The following is an 18,464-nucleotide window of genomic DNA, read 5'->3' as shown; positions in this document are numbered from 1 at the left end:
AAATATGCGAATATTAGTGGATGCAGATGCTTGTCCTGGAAAACATATGATTGAAAAAGCTGCATCAGAAAATAATATAGATGTTATTATGTATTGTGATATAAATCATAGATTAAAAAGTTCTTATAGTGATATAAAATATGTGGAAAGTGGCTTTCAAAATGTGGATATGATAATTGTAAATGAAGTAAAAAAAGGTGATATAGTAATAAGTCAAGATTATGGATTAGCAGCTTTAGTTTTAGGTAAAAAAGCTTATGCTATAAGTCCTAAGGGATATATATATGATAATGATAATATTGACAGACTTTTATTTGAAAGACATGTAAGCGGTAAAATAAGAAGAAGTGGTGGAAAAACCTTTAATCCTAAAAAGAGAATGGAAGAGGATGATAAAAGACTTTATAAAAATCTCATGTTTTTAATAGATAAGGCAAAAAAATAAACTCTAGGAGGATGTGTTGCTATACATCCCCCTAGAGTTTTTTGTGTGCAAAGAATAATTGTTTTTGTATAATGATATATTAATTTGTAAAACAGCAGGATACTATATATGGAATGTAGTATATCTATAAGTATAGTTATATCTTACATTCTTAATAAACTATATTTGTTTCAAATATTAAATGTGATTTAAAAAGTAAATCCTGTGGGGGTAATTAATTATGAATGAAATTTTAATAAATTTTAGTTTAGAAAGTCCTCAAGAAAAGAATAAAAATATAAATATTAAAGTTGAGAATAAATTAAATGAGAAATTAATGTATAAATTTTTTATAGGATGTAATGGAATATGGAAACTTTTAAGAGAATTTGAATATAACAATAGTTTTTTGTGGATACCAAAAGAAGATGGTAAATACACTATTATGGTTCAGGGAAAATATGAAGATAAAAAAACTGGATTTGATTATATATCTAGAAGGGATTTTATTATAGGAAAATCTGAGAAAAAATTAATTGATTCCATACAATTAAATAAACATTATTTTAAGGTAGGGGAAAAACTTAATATAAAGGTAAAAGGAAAAAAGGAAGATCTTTTATATAGATATTGGATTAGGGAAAACTTTAAATGGTCTATTATAAAGGACTATGGAGCAGAAGAAAGTTTAAGTATAACCTTAGTAAATGGAGGAAACAATGAGATACTAGTAGAGTGTAAGGCAATAGATTCGGATAAGGATTATGATGACTTTGCTAGAGCACAATTTAAAGTAGATAAACTTGAAGATGTTGAAATTAAAGATTTTAGATTTTTATCAAAAGAATTAGTTATAGGAGAAGAACTGGTATTTCAAGTAGAGGTTAAAAAAGAAGAGGATAGAATAGTATTATATAAATTTGTAAAAATACATGAAGATGGTTATAAAGAATGTATACAGGATTATTCTAATAAAAGAATGATAAGCTATGTTGAAAATAAAGCAGGTAATTATAAATTGTTATGTTATGTAAAAGATATGTATTCTTTAGAAGAATTTGATGATAGAGCAATTTTAAATTTTACTGTTAGAAAATATAAAGAAGTTAACATTAGAGAAATAACTACAGATAAGTTATCTCCTCAAAAGGTAAATGAAAATATACTTATAAAAGCCATAGTAGATGGGGGACAGGACTTATTATATAAATATGTTATACAAGGTCCACAAGAGAAAAATACTGGATTTATTAAGGATAATAATTTTTTATGGAACCCTATATTACCAGGGGAATATAAAATAGAATTGTATGTAAAGGATAAATCCTTTAGCGGAGATTATGAAGATAAAAAATATGTAGACTTTATAGTAAATCAAATTAAGACTAATATTATAAATATAGATAAAATTGAAATGGACAAAGATGAGAAGATGTTAATAGGTGAGGAAGTTACTATAAAAGTAAAAGTATCTGGTGGTATGAACTTTAGGTATTCATTTTTAATAAAAAGAGATGGTGAAAAGGAAAAGGAAATTAAGTATTCTAAAGATAATATTATTATATTTACTCCAGAGAAAGCAGGAGAATACGAGGTAGAAATAAAGGTTAAAGAAAAAAGTTCTAATAAAGAATATGATGCAGCAAAAAATATAAACTTTAAAGTTTATGAATTTTTCCCTGCAAACATTGAATATATATTATATCCACCAAAAGATTTCTTTATGTGTAAGGATAATATTCCAATAGAGGTTATAACTACAAAGGAAAAGGATATCTTAGTAAAATATATAATAAGAATAAATGATCAAAAAGTAGAGGAAACAGATTATATAAAGAGTTTTAAATATGAGATAGTACCAAAATGTGCTGGATTATACAAAATTGAAGTGTATGCTAAGAATAAAAAAAGTAAAGAAAAATTTGATGATAAAAAAGAGATAAAATTAATGGTTAGAGATAGTTTGCCTATAACTAATACTAAATTAAAGAGCAGTGAAAACTATGCTAAAGTAAATGAAGCTGTTACATTTATTGCAGAAAGCAGCGGTGGCAAAGACAAAGTATATGAGTTTTATATTAAATATAGGGATGAATGGAGGAAGGTACAAGGTTATAGTAGCAAAAATTATTATAGTTTCATTCCATTTTCTAAAGGAAATTATAATATTTTAGTATTATGTAGAAGTTACCATAAAAAAATTTCCTATGAAGATTATGATATGTACAAATTTGTAGTTGAATAGTATAAAGTTAATGTTTATATATACGATAATTGACTAGAAGAATTATATGGTAATTGGTGGTGTATTGTTAGTATGAATGTAGATGAAAATAAAAAAATAGAACAATTACTTCAAATGCAATTAATGACACAGATATTTAAATCTGCTAGTAAAGATTCAGGAGCATTTGCTCTTGTGTTGGAGAGTATATCAAAACAACTTGATGAGAATAACAAAGAAATATTACAAGGATTAGAAATAGAAAATAAAGAAGAATTTATTAAAGAAGTTGCAAATTTAAAATCAAATATTAAAAGTCCAAACAAAAAAATAGATGAAGCTGTTGAAAAAGCTGCAAAGAGATTTAATGTAGACAAAGATTTAATAATGTCGGTAATAAAACAGGAATCAGCATTTCAAACAGATTGTGTTTCATCTGCTGGTGCAATGGGACTTATGCAACTTATGCCAGGAACAGCTAGTTATTTAGGTGTTTCAAATCCATATGATATAGAGCAAAATGTAAATGGTGGAACTAAATATTTAAGAGAAATGTTAAATATGTATGGAAACTCTAAAGAACTTGCACTAGCTGCTTATAACTCTGGACCTGGAACTATGCAAAGAAGGGGAGTAAAAACAGTAGGAGATATTGAAAAACTTCCATATGAAACTAGAGATTATGTTAAAAAAGTAATGAATTATTATGGTAAAAAATAAACAGTCTATATTAGGCTGTTTATTTTTTCTCTAATTAAGTCTATTATAATAAATATAAAACTATAAAAAGGGAGGAATATAAATTGGAAAGAATAGATAAGATTTTAGCTAATATGGGATATGGTAGTAGAAAAGAAGTAAAGAAGTTGATAAAAAATAATTTAGTAGAAGTCAATGGAGAAAAAATAAAAGACCCTTCCATAAATATAGATCCTGAAAAAGATAAAATAATGGTAGGAGATGAAATTGTAAACTACAGAAAGTTTATTTATATAATGATGAATAAACCAGAAGGGGTTGTAAGTGCTACCTTTGATAATTATGATGAAACAGTTATAGATTTATTAGAAGAGGAATATCAAGTGTTTAATCCATTTCCTGTAGGGAGATTAGATAAAGACACAGTAGGTTTGCTTTTAATCACCAATGACGGGGAATTAAACCATAAACTTATATCACCAAAATGGAAAGTAGATAAGGTTTATTATGCAGAAATAAATAAAGAAGTGAATGATGAGGATGTGGAAGCTTTTAAAAATGGTATAATTTTATCAGATGGATATAAATGTATGCCAGGTAAATTAGAGATTATAAAAAGTGATGAAAATGGAGCGGAGGTATATGTAACAATTCAAGAAGGTAAATTCCATCAAGTAAAAAGAATGTTCGAAGCATTAGATAAAAAGGTTGTATATCTTAAAAGAGTTAAATTTGGAAACATTAGTTTAGATGAAAACTTAGAAGAAGGAGAGTACAGAGAGTTAACAGAAGAGGAGTTAGAAAATATATTAGAAAAATGAAGGAAAAATTTCTTTAATATTCAGAAGTAAAATATATTAAGCAATTTAATAAAAATTTCACAATTTATTATGCAAAATAACTTGAAGTTTTTAGACGTATCTTATATAATAGGCTTATAATAAATAAAAGAATAAATAGCCCCCTTTTATTTATTAAAAACAACCCAAGCCCCAATGGGTTGTTTTATTTTTTTGGAGAAAATTAAAGATTTACTGTAGAATAAATATATCTTTAATGGTAAAATTTAATATATAGTATTAAAGTTAGGAGCTGAAAGGGATGGATAATTATAAATCCAAATTACAAAATGAAGAAATGGATTTTTTATGTGATGCAATTTTAACTTTAAAAGATAAAGAGGAATGTTATAGATTTTTTGAAGACATTTGCACAATTAATGAAATACAGTCTCTTAGCCAAAGACTAGTAGTAGCAAAAATGCTTAAAGATAAAAAAACATATCAAGATATTTCAAAGCTTACAGGTGCAAGTACTGCAACTATAAGCAGAGTTAATAGATGTTTGAATTATGGAAGTGAAGGATACAATATAGTATTAGAAAGACTAGACAATAAAGAGTAACTATTTTATCAAATGAAAACCTTTAACACCCGTTACTTTCATGAAAGAGTGTTAAGTATAGCAATAGAAGTGTATACTTATATTACAGTATATTTAAATGGAACAGGGGGAATGGCAATATAAATGTTAGAAGGAGAAATAAGAAAGCAGAAAGAAATAGAAGGATTTTTAGATCGGATAGAAAGGATGGGAAATAAGATTCCACATCCTTTTATATTATTTATTTGGTTAATTGTAATAGTGTGGATAGCATCTTTTATATGTGCATCTATGGGAGTTAGTGTAATAAATCCAGTAGATAATAAAGTAGTTACAGTAAAAAGCCTATTATCAGCAGAAGGCATTATTTATATGCTTAAGAATATGATAAAGAACTTTACAGGTTTTGCACCATTAGGAGTAGTTCTTACAATGACGTTAGGCATAGGACTAGCTGAACATGTTGGCTTTTTATCTGCATTAATGAGGGAGACTATATTAGGAGCATCCCCTAAAGTTGTTACATTTATTGTAATGTTAATAGGGGTTTGTGGTAGTATAGCTTCAGATGTAGCTATAGTTATAATACCAGCTATAGCAGCTACTATATTTACAACTATAGGAAGACATCCATTAGCAGGCATAGCATTAGGATATGCATCAACTTCAGCTGGATTTAGTGCAAATTTAATGATTGTAGCAACAGATGCACTACTTTCAGGTATAAGTACAGAAGCTATACAAATTGTAAATAAAAATATATCAGTAACACCTGTAGATAATTGGTATTTTATGTTTGTATCCACATTTGTATTAGCGATAGTGGGTACTTTAATATGTGAAAAAATAATTGAACCAAGGTTAGGAACATATAAAGGAAATAAAATAATAGAGAGTGAAAAGGTTACTCCAGAAGAAAAGAAAGCACTTAAAAAAGCTGGGATAGGTGCATTGATTTATGTTGGAATAATATTGACTATAATTTTACCTAAAAATAGCTTTTTAAGAAATCCAGAAACGGGATCATTAATACCGTCTCCATTTTTATCATCAATAATTCCTATTCTTTTGATATTATTTATTATAGTTTCTTATATATATGGTAAAGAAATAGGTAAAATTAAAAAGGGATCAGATATACCAAAGTATATGGCAACATCTATTTCAGATATGTCATCTTATATAGTTTTAGTATTTGTGATGAGTCAATTTATAGCATATTTTAATTGGACAAATCTTGGATATGTCATAGCTGTAAATGGAGTAAATAAATTAAAATCAGCACAATTTGTAGGGATACCATTATTTATAATGTTTATACTATTGACTTCTCTTATAAATATACTTATAGGAAGTGCATCAGCAAAATGGGCATTATTAGCTCCTATATTTATTCCAACATTTTATATGTTAGGATATAATCCAGCATTAACTCAAATGCTATACAGAATAGGAGATTCAACAAGCAATGTAATTTCACCTATATCACCATATTTTCCTATAATTTTAGGACTAGCTAATAAATATGATAAAAAAGCTGGAGTTGGAACTATCTTGTCTATTATGCTTCCTTATAGTTTAATTATGTTAGGTACATGGATTCTTTTAGCTATACTTTGGTTTATACTTGGATTGCCATTAGGTCCTAGTGTACCTATAAGATAAAATATATTTATTAAGTGAATAATTATGATTAAAGATTAATTTAAATGATATAATATTATAATATAGGATCATTTAATAGATAAGGTTACAAAACAAGGAGTGAAAAATTTGGATTTAAAAAATTTATTGAATAAAGAGCAGTATGAAGCGGCAACTACAGTAGAGGGACCACTATTAATACTTGCAGGTGCAGGGTCAGGAAAGACTAGGGTGCTTACATATAGGATAGCTAACCTTATTAATAATCTTAATGTATATCCATCTAGGATATTAGCTATTACTTTTACTAATAAAGCGGCTGAAGAAATGAGAGAAAGAGTTAAAGGAATAGTAGGAAATGAAGCGGATGGTATGTGGATAACTACATTCCATTCTATGTGTGTAAGAATTCTTAGAAGAGAAATTGATAAATTAGGATATAATAAAAATTTTGCTATATATGATAGTTATGACCAAAAGGTTTTAATGAAAGAATGCATAAAAGAATTAAATTTAAACCCAAAGGATTTTGATGATAGAAGTTTAATAAATAAAATAGGACAGCAAAAGGATAATTTAATATCTCCAGAAAAATTTAGAATGGAAGTTGGAGAAAATTATAGATTAAAAAAAATAGCTAATGTATATGAACTGTACCAAAAAAAATTAAAAAATAATAATGCTCTAGATTTCGATGATTTAATATATAAAACTGTAGAACTGTTTAAGAAAAACCAAGAGGTATTAGAATTTTATCAAGAAAAGTTCAAATATATAATGGTTGATGAATATCAAGATACTAATAAATCTCAATATGAATTGGTAAAATTATTGGCACAAAAACATAAAAATATTTGCGTTGTAGGTGATGATGACCAATGTATATATGCTTGGAGAGGTGCAGATATAAGGAATATATTAGACTTTGAAAAAGATTATCCACAAGCAAAAACAATAAAATTAGAAGAAAACTATAGATCTATGAGTAACATTTTAAGTGCGGCAAATGATGTAATAAAAAATAACTGTAATAGAAAAGCTAAAAAATTAAGAACTAGTAACAGTGAAGGAGAAAAAATAAAAATATATAGAGCCAATTCAGATATAGAAGAAGCTCAATTTGTAATAAATGAAATTAAAAAACTAATTAAAGAAGAAAACAGAAATCCTAAAGATTTTTCTATATTGTATAGAACTAATGCTCAATCACGTATTTTTGAGGAGGTATTTATGAGAAATAAAATACCTTATAAAATAGTTGGTGGGCTTAAATTCTATGACAGAAAAGAAATTAAGGATATAATGGCATATTTAAAACTTATAAATAATCCTTTAGATGATGTTAGTTTGAAAAGAATTATTAATGTACCTAAGCGTGGAATAGGAAAAACTAGTATAGAAAAAATAGAAAACTTTTCAAGGGAAATGGAAGAATGTATGTACAGTACTTTACTGGATATAGATAGCATAGGAATAACGGGTAGAGCTACATCTTCTATAAATAAATTTGTGAGTTTAATAAATAGTTTTATAAGGAAAAAAGATGAAGTTAAAGTATCTGTATTGATTCAGGAAATAATAGAATATACAGGATATATGAAAGAATTGCAAGATTCTAAAGATATAGAGGATTTAAGCAGAATAGAAAATTTAAAAGAACTTGTGTCTGCAGCAGTAGATTTTGAGATATCTTCAGAAGATAAGACACTATCTGCATTTTTAGAACAGATAGCTCTTGTATCAGATATAGATAATTACGATGAACAATCAGATGCAGTAGTTCTTATGACAGTACATAGTGCAAAAGGTTTAGAATTTCCAGTAGTGTTTATGGTTGGGATGGAAAATGGAATATTTCCAGGTACGCAATCTTTAGATGATATAGATGAAATGGAAGAGTCTAGACGTTTATGTTATGTTGGAATTACCAGAGCTAAAGAGAAATTATATATGACATCAGCGGAGAGAAGGATGGTCTTTGGACGAACTGTTTTTTATTCTCAATCAGATTTTATAGATGAAATATCTAAAGAACTAAAAGAGGATTTAAACCAAAAAATTAATATGAAAAATAATTTTATATCTGGCAAGTCTAAGTACTTTCATGATAGTCTAAATGATTTTAATAAAAATAATACTAATTTAACAGGCATAAGAAAAAACAAAATAGAAGGGAAAAGTATATTAAGAGAAGAAGAAATAAAATTAGGGAAAAAAGTTAAACACAGTAAATTTGGTTTAGGAACTATAGTTAGCGTAAACAAGGTTGCAAATGATGTAAAATTAACCATTGCTTTTGATAAAATGGGTGTTAAAATATTAATGTTAAGTGTTGCTCCTTTAGAAGCAGTATAAAAGGAGGCCTAAATTGAAATGGACATTCTTGAAGAAAAGAAAAAAAGAATATATGAATTAGTTGAAGAATTAAATAAATATGCTTATGAATATTATGTTTTAGATAATCCAACTGTTGCAGATAAAGAATATGATAAAATATATGATGAATTAGTTAAATTAGAAAAAGAAACGGGTTTTGTATTATCCTATTCGCCTACACAAAGAGTTGGGGATACTATATTAACTCAGTTTGATAAATACACTCATAAAAGCAGATTATGGAGCTTGGATAAAGCTCAAAGTATAGAGCAATTAAAAGAGTGGATTAATAGAAATAAGAGAATTATAACGGAATATAATAATTCAAATGAAGAAAAACTACCTATGCCCACATATATCTTAACTAAAAAATTTGATGGATTAACTATAAATTGCACTTATGACGAAAATGGAATTTTAGTAAAAGGTGCTACAAGGGGTACAGGTATTATAGGAGAAGACATAACATCTCAAGTAAAAACTATAAAATCTATACCATTAAGAATAGATAGTAATAATGTTATGGAAATCCGTGGAGAAGCTATAATGACAAAGGAAGCCTTTGAAAAATATAATAAAGAAGCAATTATACCCCTTAAAAATTTAAGGAATGGTGCAGCAGGTGCACTTAGAAATTTAAACGTAAGGGAAACAGCTAAAAGAAATTTATCAGCTTTTTTCTATGATATTGGATATAGTAAAGATTATAGGTTTAAAACTTATATGGAAATGATGAATTTTTTGATTGATATGGGATTTCCAGTGGATTCATACATAAAAGAGTGTAGAGACATTGCAGAAATTAAAGAGGAAATTAAATATATTGAACATATAAGAAATGAATTAAATTATGATATAGATGGAATAGTAATAGCAATAAATCATATTAGAACAAGAGAAGTTTTAGGATATACTGTAAAATTTCCGAGATGGGCCATAGCTTATAAATTTGAAGCAGAAGAAGCTACTACAAAATTATTAGATGTGGAATGGAATGTAGGTAGAAGTGGTAGAGTAACTCCTACAGCTATTTTAGAACCTGTAGAATTAGGAGGAGCTACCATTAAAAGGGCTACCTTAAATAATATGGATGACATAGCTAGAAAAGGAGTTAGATTAGGTGCAGAGGTTTTTGTAAGACGATCTAATGATGTGATTCCTGAAATTATGGGAGTAGTGGAAAGTTCTTTAGAAGGAACCCAGGAAATAAAAGCACCGTTAAAATGTCCTTATTGTGAAAGTGATCTTATAAATGAAGGAGTTCATTTATTTTGTGAAAATACACTTTCTTGTAAACCGCAGTTAGTAAAAAGCTTAGTACATTTTGCTAGTAGGGAAGCTATGAATATAGAAGGATTTAGTGAAAAAACTGCAGAACAATTTTATGAGGAGTTAAATATAAAGTCTATAGGAGATTTATATAGATTAACCAAAGAAGAACTATTAAAATTAGATAAGTTTAAAGAAAAAAAATCTAATAATATAATAAATGCTATTGAGAGTAGTAAAAAGCCTAAATTGTCATCTTTTATATATGCATTAGGAATACCTAATGTAGGAATTAAAACCGCTAGAGATTTAGTACAACATTTTAAAACTTTAGATAAGATAAAAAATGCTAATATTGAAGAGCTAACTTCTATAAAGGATGTAGGAGAAATAGTTGCAAAAAGTATTGTGGAATTTTTTAAACAGGAAAATATAAATAATAGTATAAGGGAACTTTTAGAATTAGGAGTTGAACCTATATCAGATGTTAGAGAAGTAAAAGAAAATAATGAATTAAATGGCAAAACCGTAGTTGTAACAGGAACACTAGAAGGTTATACAAGAAATGAAATAAAAGAAAAGTTACTATCTTTAGGTGCTAAAGTGAGTGGTAGTGTAAGTAAAAAAACTGATTTTCTTTTAGCAGGAGAAAAAGCAGGCTCTAAATATAATAAAGCAATAGAATTAGGTATTAAAATAATAGGAGAGAAAGAATTTAACCAGATGATAAATTAATATAATCTCTTGGAGGTAGAAAACAATGAAAAAAACTATAGGTTTTTTAGGATGGATTTCGGTTTTTATAACAACAATAGCTTTAATATTAACTATATTAACAACTTATCAATTTTTATACGTTAAATATTTTAATAGTTACTATACACTACAATGGTGTATATCTTTAACTATGTTTATTTGGGCAATAAAACTAATAGACTTTAAAACCAAAGCCTTTAATAAAATATATCCTATAATGTGTATATTTTTTGCAGTGGGAACTATGTTTTTTATATTTATGAAAGTATATTAAATTCATAAAATATCAGTATTACATATGATAATACTGATATTTTTTATTCTTGTTTATATGTAAAATAACAATTATATGATACAATATAATTGTTATTTTACAGAAATAATAACAATTATTAAAAACATCATAGAAAGTGAGGGAATAATATGTCAGTTACAAAAAAAGATGTGGAGCATGTAGCGGAATTAGCAAGAATAGAATTAAGTGAATCAGAAAAAGAAAATATGATAGAAGATTTAAATAAAGTTTTGGATTATATGAAAAAACTAGAAGAATTAGATACAGAAAATGAAGATATAATAGTTAATCCTTATTACATTGAAAACAAATTTAGGAATGATGAAGTAGAGGAATCTATGAGCATAGATGAAGTTATGGTAAATGCTCCTGAAAGATTAGAGGAATACATACTTGTTCCTAGAATAATAGAAGATTAATTAAAAAAGGAGGAAAAGGAATATGGAGCTATATAACCTTACAGCCCACGAATTAAAGAGTAAAATAGATGAAAAAGAAGTTAAAGTAGAAGAAGTTGTAGAAAGCTATTTAAATAGAATAGAAGAAGTAGACTCCAAAGTAGGAGCTTTTTTGTATACAGGTTCGGAAGAAGCTATTAAAAAGGCCAAGGAATTGGATAAAAAAATTGCTAAAGGAGAAAATCTAAAAGCATTAGGAGGAATTCCTGTTTCTATAAAAGATAATATAAGTGTAAAGGATATGCAAAACACATGTGCATCAAAAATGTTACAAGGATATAAATCTCCTTATGATGCCCATGTAATAGAGAAAATTAAAAATGAAGACGGAATAATATTAGGAAAAGTAAACATGGATGAATTTGCTATGGGTTCATCTACGGAAAATAGTGCATATAAATTAACAAGAAATCCTTGGGATTTAGAAAGAGTACCTGGTGGTTCTTCAGGTGGATCCGCAGCAGCAGTAGCAGCTATGGAAACGCCATTAGCTTTAGGGACAGATACAGGTGGATCAGTAAGACAACCAGCTGCATTTTGTGGATTAGTTGGATTAAAACCAACCTATGGAAGAATTTCAAGATATGGTGCAATAGCTTTTGGTTCTACTTTAGACCAAGTAGGTATATTATCAAAAGATGTTGAAGACTGTGCACTATTAACAAAAAATATAGCTGGTTTAGATCATAAAGATTTCACTACTGCAGATATAAAGGTACCAGACTATACACAGTTTTTAAATAAAGATTTAAAAGGTAAAAAAATAGGAATACCTAGGGAATGTTTTGGCCAAGGTTTAGATGAAAATGTGCGTAAAGCCATTAAAGAAGCGTTGCAAGTGTTAAAAGAAAATGGTGCGGAAATAGAAGAGTTTTCACTACCATCTCTAGATTATGCATTAGCAGCATATTACATAATATCAAGTGCTGAGGCATCTTCAAACTTAGCAAGGTTTGATGGAATAAGATATGGTTATAGAACTAAGGACTATACAGATGCTGTAGATATTTATTTTAAATCTAGAAATGAAGGATTTGGAAAAGAAGCAAAAAGAAGAATAATGTTAGGAACTTATGTATTATCTGAAGGGTATTATGATGCATATTATAAAAAGGCGCTAAAAGTAAGAAATGTAATAAAAAGAGAATATGAAAATGTATTTAAAAAGTATCATGCAATAATATCACCAACTTCTCCTACACCAGCATTTAAAATAGGAGAAAAAATTAATGATATTATGGCTATGTATCTTATTGATATATATACAGTTCCTGTTAGTGTTGCAGGTTTACCAGCTATGTCAATACCTTGTGGAATGGTGGATGGTCTTCCAATAGGATTACAAATTATTGGTAACTACTATAAAGAAGATGATATATTTAATATTGCATACAGTTATGAACAATCTACTCAATGGCATAAAATGAAACCACAACTTTAAAATTATAGTAGTTTAAGGAGTTGAATGAAAATGGATTTTGAATCAGTTATAGGTCTTGAGGTTCATGCAGAACTTTCTACAAAAACTAAAATATATTGTGGATGTACTACAGAATTTGGTGGAAAACCTAATACGCATGTATGTCCTATATGTTTAGGGTTACCAGGTTCTTTACCTCAATTAAATAAAAAAGTAGTAGACTATGCTATAAAGGCAGGTCTTGCATTAAATTGTGAAATAAATAAATCAAGTAGATTAGATAGAAAGAATTATTTTTATCCAGATTGTCCTAAGAATTATCAAATTACTCAAGATGAATTACCTATATGCAAAAATGGATACATAGAAATAGAACTTGAAAATGGAGAGAAAAAAAGGGTAGGAATTGAAAGAATACACATAGAAGAAGATGCGGGGAAATTACTACATACTAAGGCTGGAACACTAGTGGATTTTAATAGAGCAGGTGTTCCTCTTATAGAAATAGTATCTAATCCTGACATGAGTTCACCAGAAGAAGCCTCACAATATTTACAAAAACTTAGAAGTATTTTATCTTCTATAGGAGTTTCAGATTGTAAAATGGAAGAGGGCTCATTAAGATGTGATGCCAACGTATCCGTTAAACCTAGAGGAGATAAAAAATTAGGAGTAAGAACTGAAATTAAAAATATGAACTCTTTTAAATCTCTTGAAAAGGCTGTAGCTTATGAGATTGAAAGGCATATAGAACTTATACAAAAAGGTGAAAAATTACAACAAGAAACAAGAAGATGGGATGAAACAAATAATGTAACTATAGCTATGAGAAGTAAGGAAGAGGCAAATGATTATAGATATTTTCCAGAGGGGGATTCTGTTGCCATTAAAATAGATGATGAATATATAGAAGAAATAAGAGCAACAATTCCAGAACTTCCACATGAGAAGGCAGAAAGATTTGTTGAAGAATTTAAAATCCCTAAATATGATGCTTCAGTTTTAACTTTAACTATGGAAATGGCTAATTTCTTTGAAGAAACAGCAAAATTAAGTGGAGATGCTAAAGCAGCATCAAATTGGCTTATGGGAGATATCTCTAGATTGTTAAATGAACAAGGTATGGTAGTAGAAGATCTTAAATTTACTCCAGTTCAATTATCTGAATTAATAAAATTAATTTCTTCTGGAACTATATCAAATAATATAGGAAAAAAAGTTATAGAGGAAATGTTTAATACAGGAAAAAGTCCTAAGGTTATAGTTGAAGAAAAGGGACTTGTACAAAATAATGACGAGGGCGCAATATTAGAAGTTGTTAAGAAAATTATAGATGAAAATCCACAAAGCATTGAAGATTATAGAAATGGTAAAAAGAGAGTTTTAGGATTTTTAGTAGGACTTGTAATGAAAGAAACTAGAGGAAAAGCAAATCCTAAAATAGTAAATAAATTAATAAATGAAGAAGTAAATAAACTAGTGTAAAATTAAAAGAGGGTGCCTATATATAGTTTTAGGCATCCTCTTTTGATTGCATATCCTTAGAAAAAGCTTGAGAAAGGTTAAAAATATGTAAATTAAGTTTTTCTAATAAATAATTTTTATATTTTAGCTGATTGGATATTTGCTTAAGTACAATAAACCCCCAAATAGCAATAATTCCAAAAATCAGCATGGTTATTATACTAAGTATTTCTATAGTTAGTATCATTTTTTAACCTCCATAAAATTAATAGTATAATTTTAGTATATAATATATGTATAAATAAGTAAATTAATTATTGTATAATAAAAAGACTTCCCAGCTAAATGCTATGGGAAGTCTTTTTTATGTTTTTTTTAGGGGTGAAATAAGCACAATTACTATCATTTCCTAAATTGTAAGAAGTATTGCTAATTTTGTCTAAAGTACAGATACCATTATTATTATAAATACATTTTTCGGAGCAATTTATATACATCATAAGGTTGCCTCCTACAAAATCTTTGGTTATGATAAGTATCATGTTTATTATATGCAAAAAAATAATAAATATTTTATAACATATTTCAATTATAGGTAATTATTATATAAGTAAATATTCATAAAAAATACAGGCATATTTCTATCACTATAAAAGGAGTCTTTACCCTGTTTAAAAGTTTTCTTTTTTTCTTTATATTTAATACTTCTTATAAACACAGGAGCTAATTCAGAAATATCTGGTGAAATAATAGAAGATGATTTAAAGTTTTTTTCATCTAAAAGATCTTCTGATTTTAAAGAAAAATCAAGATATCTTTCTCTATCATCTAAATTAGGTGCTTCAGGCCAGCTCAATATAATTCCAGATTCTATAAGTTGATTTTTATATATATTTGTTAGCATGGCTATATTTTTAGTATCTTCTTTTTTATTTTCAAAAGAGTTTATTAAAAGACAATTAATGTATAAACATATATCCAAGGGAGTGTAATTAAAAGGTTTTTTATCATTAGATTTTACGAACATTCCTAAATCACTATTGTAAAAATTTAAAATTTCTATAAATAATTTATCTTGAATATCCTTATATCTTAGGAATAATGTATTTTTATATAATAGATAAGAATTTATATAATAAATACATAGATATTCTAATTTTATGTTACTAGATATATTAAAGTGGCTAAAATATTTTTCATATAATAATTCAAATAAATCTATTAAAAGTAGTTTTGCATGTTCTTCTTTAGAATAGGAGTAAAATATATTTAAGGCTAATGTAGTTTTAACCAAATCTTCTAAGGAGGTAGAATACAATTCATCTTTGAACTGTATTAACATATTTAATATATCTAATGAAAAGTTTTTAAATACATCATTATCAGCTTTTGGCTCACTTAAATAATATTTATAAAAAGAACACATTAATAAAGCTTGATCAGAGAAACTAAAGTTAGGATTCTTAATTTCAAGCTTTATATCTTTTAATGGTGTTTCAGAAATATCTTTTTTGTCTACAAAAACACCTTCCTCATTTCTCATATAAGTAGCATAAAACTCCAGTTGTTTTTTTGCTAGTGCTCTATACATATTTGAAAAATTATATTTTTCTTCATCTATATTTTTAAAGTTGAAATAATAATCGCTTAACTCTAATAGTGACAGTGTCATAAATGCGTTACTAGATATTATAATATCTTTTTTAAGTTTTTCTCCACACCAATAATAGTTATTATTAATATTCTTAAGCTTAGGAGATGCTTTTCTATATATTGATAATATTGGGTAAGGATGTTTTAGTGAGTTTACTCCATAATCTTTAACTTTTAACTCTTGAGGGGTTAGAAGAATTCCGCATTTAGAATAAAAACATACATGTTTTATGGATTCTTTAGCTAGATGAAATAATTGATTTTTTATATTTGTTTTATCCAAGTTATTTAATCTTAAAAATGGACCTATATATTTCAATACTATACACCTACTTAAAATTATTTCTTGTTCATTATATGTTTGATAAACTCTAAATAATACAAAACTCACTTAATTAAATAGTAAAAACAATATAAAATGTATGTAGTTTTGTTATATAATAATATTTATAAGGGAGCTAACTTATTAATCGAAAATTTTCAAGGATGGTGTATTTGAATGAAAACAGTTCTATTAGCAACGAATAATGAAAATAAGGTAAATGAAATTAAAGATATACTTTGTGAATTGAATTTAAAAGTTATATCATTAAAGGAAGCAGGAATTAATATTGAAGTAGAAGAAGATGAACTTACCTTTATGGGAAATGCATTAAAGAAAGCATTAACAATACATAATGTATTAAAAAATAAAGAATACATGGTATTAGCAGATGATTCAGGTTTAAGTGTAGATGTTTTAGGAGGAGCTCCAGGGGTTTTTTCTGCTAGATATGCAGGGGAACATGGGAATTCTAAAGCAAATAATGAAAAGCTGTTAAAAGAGATGGAAGGTTTAAAAAATAGAAGAGCTAAATTTATATGTGCTATGGCTTTAGTTGTGGATAAGGATAATATTATAAAAGTTCAAGGAGAAATTGAAGGCAGTATTGGTTACCAAGAAAAGGGCAACAATGGCTTTGGATATGATCCATTATTTTTTATACCTAAATACAATATGACTTTTGCAGAAATGGATAAGGAACTTAAAAATTCCATAAGTCATAGAAGAGATGCATTAAATAAATTAAAAGAAAAATTAAAAGATTATACGATATATAGTGAGTAATTATAATTATTTACTATGGGAGGTAGGTGAATAATTAATAGTGTTAATTGGAGTTGTTAGCGATATCCATAGACAAACATGGATAGTGGAAAGAGTAATGGAGGTTTTGGGAAATATAGATGTTTTGATACATTTGGGGGATAACATACAAGATGTAAAAGAAATTAAAAAGTTTTTTAAAGGTAAAATATTAAATGTAAAAGGAAATTGTGATTATTCTAATTCAATTCCATCGGATATAATAGAGGGCATAGATGGGCATAGATTTCTAATAACACATGGACACAATTATGATGTAAAATATAGTTTGACTAGATTAAAAGAAAAAGCTCTTAAAGAAAAAGCTGATATTGTATTATATGGACATACACATATATCAAAAATAATATACGAGGAAGGTATATGGTTTATAAATCCAGGAAGCCCTGTATTAGCAAGGGATGGTAAAAATAGTGTAGCTTTAATAGAAATAAAAAATGATAGTATAAATCCTAGTATAAAGTCCATTAGATAAAAAAATATAAAAAACTTTAAAAATACTATTGACGAAATTAAATATATCGTGTAGAATAGTTAATGTCGTTGGGAGTTGCAAGACAAATCCGAAGACATCGGGGTGTGGCGCAGATGGGAGCGCGCGTGGTTTGGGACCATGAGGTCGCAGGTTCAAGCCCTGTCACCCCGACCACATAAATTATTATGCGGGTGTAGCTCAATGGTAGAGTTCCAGCCTTCCAAGCTGGCTGTGAGAGTTCGATTCTCTTCACCCGCTCCAAATGCGTCTTTAGCTCAGCTGGATAGAGCAACGGCCTTCTAAGCCGTGTGCCAGGGGTTCGACTCCCTTAAGACGCACCATATGGTGGGTATAGCTCAGGTGGTAGAGCGCCAGATTGTGGTTCTGGATGTCAAGGGTTCGAGTCCCTTTATCCACCCCATGTGATGGGATGTCGCCAAGTGGTAAGGCACGGGACTTTGACTTCCGCATTCGTAGGTTCGAATCCTGCCATCCCAGCCATTTGATCCACTAGCTCAGTTGGTAGAGCACATGACTTTTAATCATGTTGTCCGGGGTTCGATTCCCCGGTGGGTCACCATTTTAAAAAAGAAATTAACATGCAGGTGTGGCGGAATTGGCAGACGCACTAGACTTAGGATCTAGCGCCTTTGGCATGGGGGTTCGACTCCCTTCACCTGCACCATTTATAAAATCATATGCGGGAGTGGCTCAGTGGTAGAGCGTCACCTTGCCAAGGTGAACGTCGTGGGTTCGAATCCCATCTTCCGCTCCAAT

General features: G+C 28.1%; 16 protein-coding genes and 8 tRNA genes. 22 read left to right on the top strand and 2 right to left on the bottom strand.

The features are described from left to right. The first annotated feature begins 4 nt into the window (after window positions 1-4). The 12 genes from CKV72_RS10130 (at window position 5) to gatB (ending at window position 14,433) form a co-directional block, all read left to right on the top strand. Window positions 5-445, top strand: a complete 441-nt coding sequence (locus CKV72_RS10130; RefSeq protein ID WP_089863490.1) for a YaiI/YqxD family protein — start codon at window positions 5-7, stop codon at window positions 443-445. A 220-nt stretch (window positions 446-665) separates the two neighbouring features. Continuing rightward, window positions 666-2,669, top strand: a complete 2,004-nt coding sequence (locus CKV72_RS10125; protein WP_089863492.1) for a triple tyrosine motif-containing protein — start codon at window positions 666-668, stop codon at window positions 2,667-2,669. A 72-nt stretch (window positions 2,670-2,741) separates the two neighbouring features. After that, window positions 2,742-3,368: a lytic transglycosylase domain-containing protein gene (locus CKV72_RS10120; RefSeq protein ID WP_089863493.1), complete on the top strand. Its 627-nt coding sequence runs from the start codon at window positions 2,742-2,744 to the stop codon at window positions 3,366-3,368. 83 nt (window positions 3,369-3,451) lie between these two features. Then, window positions 3,452-4,168, top strand: coding sequence for a pseudouridine synthase (locus CKV72_RS10115; RefSeq protein ID WP_095178175.1), 717 nt, complete (start codon window positions 3,452-3,454; stop codon window positions 4,166-4,168). A gap of 280 nt (window positions 4,169-4,448) precedes the next feature. Beyond that, complete coding sequence (locus tag CKV72_RS10110; protein WP_089863497.1) at window positions 4,449-4,751, top strand: YerC/YecD family TrpR-related protein; 303 nt, start codon at window positions 4,449-4,451, stop codon at window positions 4,749-4,751. 123 nt (window positions 4,752-4,874) lie between these two features. Beyond that, window positions 4,875-6,395, top strand: a complete 1,521-nt coding sequence (locus tag CKV72_RS10105; protein ID WP_089863499.1) for an AbgT family transporter — start codon at window positions 4,875-4,877, stop codon at window positions 6,393-6,395. Between the two features lie 108 nt (window positions 6,396-6,503). Beyond that, window positions 6,504-8,729, top strand: coding sequence for a DNA helicase PcrA (pcrA, locus tag CKV72_RS10100; protein WP_089863501.1), 2,226 nt, complete (start codon window positions 6,504-6,506; stop codon window positions 8,727-8,729). An 18-nt stretch (window positions 8,730-8,747) separates the two neighbouring features. Then, window positions 8,748-10,754: an NAD-dependent DNA ligase LigA gene (gene ligA, locus CKV72_RS10095; RefSeq protein WP_089863503.1), complete on the top strand. Its 2,007-nt coding sequence runs from the start codon at window positions 8,748-8,750 to the stop codon at window positions 10,752-10,754. Window positions 10,755-10,779: 25 nt separating this feature from the next. Next, window positions 10,780-11,049, top strand: a complete 270-nt coding sequence (locus CKV72_RS10090; RefSeq protein ID WP_089863505.1) for a hypothetical protein — start codon at window positions 10,780-10,782, stop codon at window positions 11,047-11,049. A 149-nt stretch (window positions 11,050-11,198) separates the two neighbouring features. Next, window positions 11,199-11,489, top strand: coding sequence for an Asp-tRNA(Asn)/Glu-tRNA(Gln) amidotransferase subunit GatC (gene gatC, locus CKV72_RS10085; RefSeq protein WP_089863507.1), 291 nt, complete (start codon window positions 11,199-11,201; stop codon window positions 11,487-11,489). Between the two features lie 22 nt (window positions 11,490-11,511). Then, window positions 11,512-12,969 (top strand): Asp-tRNA(Asn)/Glu-tRNA(Gln) amidotransferase subunit GatA, encoded by a 1,458-nt coding sequence (gatA, locus tag CKV72_RS10080; protein WP_095178174.1) that lies wholly within the window; start codon window positions 11,512-11,514, stop codon window positions 12,967-12,969. A 30-nt stretch (window positions 12,970-12,999) separates the two neighbouring features. Continuing rightward, the gene (gatB, locus tag CKV72_RS10075; protein ID WP_089863510.1) at window positions 13,000-14,433 is read left to right on the top strand and encodes an Asp-tRNA(Asn)/Glu-tRNA(Gln) amidotransferase subunit GatB; all 1,434 of its coding nucleotides are present in this window, start codon (window positions 13,000-13,002) and stop codon (window positions 14,431-14,433) included. A gap of 28 nt (window positions 14,434-14,461) precedes the next feature. Here gatB and CKV72_RS10070 read toward each other — a convergent pair whose 3' ends face one another. Both CKV72_RS10070 and CKV72_RS10060 read right to left on the bottom strand, forming a co-directional pair. Continuing rightward, window positions 14,462-14,659, bottom strand: a complete 198-nt coding sequence (locus CKV72_RS10070) for a hypothetical protein (protein ID WP_089863512.1) — start codon at window positions 14,657-14,659, stop codon at window positions 14,462-14,464. Between the two features lie 342 nt (window positions 14,660-15,001). Next, window positions 15,002-16,384: a hypothetical protein gene (locus tag CKV72_RS10060; RefSeq protein WP_089863513.1), complete on the bottom strand. Its 1,383-nt coding sequence runs from the start codon at window positions 16,382-16,384 to the stop codon at window positions 15,002-15,004. A gap of 180 nt (window positions 16,385-16,564) precedes the next feature. Here CKV72_RS10060 and rdgB point away from each other — a divergent pair, with 180 nt between their 5' ends. The 10 genes from rdgB (at window position 16,565) to CKV72_RS10010 (ending at window position 18,462) form a co-directional block, all read left to right on the top strand. After that, complete coding sequence (gene rdgB / locus CKV72_RS10055; RefSeq protein ID WP_095178172.1) at window positions 16,565-17,173, top strand: RdgB/HAM1 family non-canonical purine NTP pyrophosphatase; 609 nt, start codon at window positions 16,565-16,567, stop codon at window positions 17,171-17,173. 40 nt (window positions 17,174-17,213) lie between these two features. Continuing rightward, window positions 17,214-17,687, top strand: coding sequence for a metallophosphoesterase family protein (locus CKV72_RS10050; RefSeq protein WP_089863517.1), 474 nt, complete (start codon window positions 17,214-17,216; stop codon window positions 17,685-17,687). A gap of 98 nt (window positions 17,688-17,785) precedes the next feature. Then, window positions 17,786-17,861 (top strand) — tRNA-Pro (locus CKV72_RS10045). Window positions 17,862-17,874: 13 nt separating this feature from the next. After that, window positions 17,875-17,948: transfer RNA gene (locus tag CKV72_RS10040), tRNA-Gly, on the top strand. A gap of 3 nt (window positions 17,949-17,951) precedes the next feature. Further along, window positions 17,952-18,028, top strand: a tRNA-Arg gene (locus CKV72_RS10035). Window positions 18,029-18,032: 4 nt separating this feature from the next. Further along, window positions 18,033-18,108 (top strand) — tRNA-His (locus CKV72_RS10030). 5 nt (window positions 18,109-18,113) lie between these two features. Beyond that, a tRNA-Gln gene (locus CKV72_RS10025) sits at window positions 18,114-18,188 on the top strand. Window positions 18,189-18,191: 3 nt separating this feature from the next. After that, window positions 18,192-18,267 (top strand) — tRNA-Lys (locus CKV72_RS10020). A 21-nt stretch (window positions 18,268-18,288) separates the two neighbouring features. Then, a tRNA-Leu gene (locus tag CKV72_RS10015) sits at window positions 18,289-18,372 on the top strand. Window positions 18,373-18,387: 15 nt separating this feature from the next. Further along, window positions 18,388-18,462: transfer RNA gene (locus CKV72_RS10010), tRNA-Gly, on the top strand. Window positions 18,463-18,464 lie beyond the last annotated feature (2 nt).

Origin of the sequence: Clostridium cochlearium (assembly GCF_900187165.1) — a bacterium.
GTDB lineage: Bacteria > Bacillota > Clostridia > Clostridiales > Clostridiaceae > Clostridium_G > Clostridium_G cochlearium.
Note: the sequence above shows the minus strand (reverse complement) of the source record. Positions and strands in the feature narration are given on the sequence as shown.

Bases quoted from the DNA above. Each gene is read 5' to 3' on its own strand.
- CKV72_RS10130 (WP_089863490.1), top strand. From the start codon at position 5: ATGCGAATATTAGTGGATGCAGATGCTTGTCCTGGAAAACATATGATT.
- CKV72_RS10125 (WP_089863492.1), top strand. From the start codon at position 666: ATGAATGAAATTTTAATAAATTTTAGTTTAGAAAGTCCTCAAGAAAAG.
- CKV72_RS10120 (WP_089863493.1), top strand. From the start codon at position 2,742: ATGAATGTAGATGAAAATAAAAAAATAGAACAATTACTTCAAATGCAA.
- CKV72_RS10110 (WP_089863497.1), top strand. From the start codon at position 4,449: ATGGATAATTATAAATCCAAATTACAAAATGAAGAAATGGATTTTTTA.
- CKV72_RS10105 (WP_089863499.1), top strand. From the start codon at position 4,875: ATGTTAGAAGGAGAAATAAGAAAGCAGAAAGAAATAGAAGGATTTTTA.
- ligA (WP_089863503.1), top strand. From the start codon at position 8,748: ATGGACATTCTTGAAGAAAAGAAAAAAAGAATATATGAATTAGTTGAA.
- CKV72_RS10090 (WP_089863505.1), top strand. From the start codon at position 10,780: ATGAAAAAAACTATAGGTTTTTTAGGATGGATTTCGGTTTTTATAACA.
- gatC (WP_089863507.1), top strand. From the start codon at position 11,199: ATGTCAGTTACAAAAAAAGATGTGGAGCATGTAGCGGAATTAGCAAGA.
- gatA (WP_095178174.1), top strand. From the start codon at position 11,512: ATGGAGCTATATAACCTTACAGCCCACGAATTAAAGAGTAAAATAGAT.
- gatB (WP_089863510.1), top strand. From the start codon at position 13,000: ATGGATTTTGAATCAGTTATAGGTCTTGAGGTTCATGCAGAACTTTCT.
- CKV72_RS10070 (WP_089863512.1), bottom strand. From the start codon at position 14,659: ATGATACTAACTATAGAAATACTTAGTATAATAACCATGCTGATTTTT.
- rdgB (WP_095178172.1), top strand. From the start codon at position 16,565: ATGAAAACAGTTCTATTAGCAACGAATAATGAAAATAAGGTAAATGAA.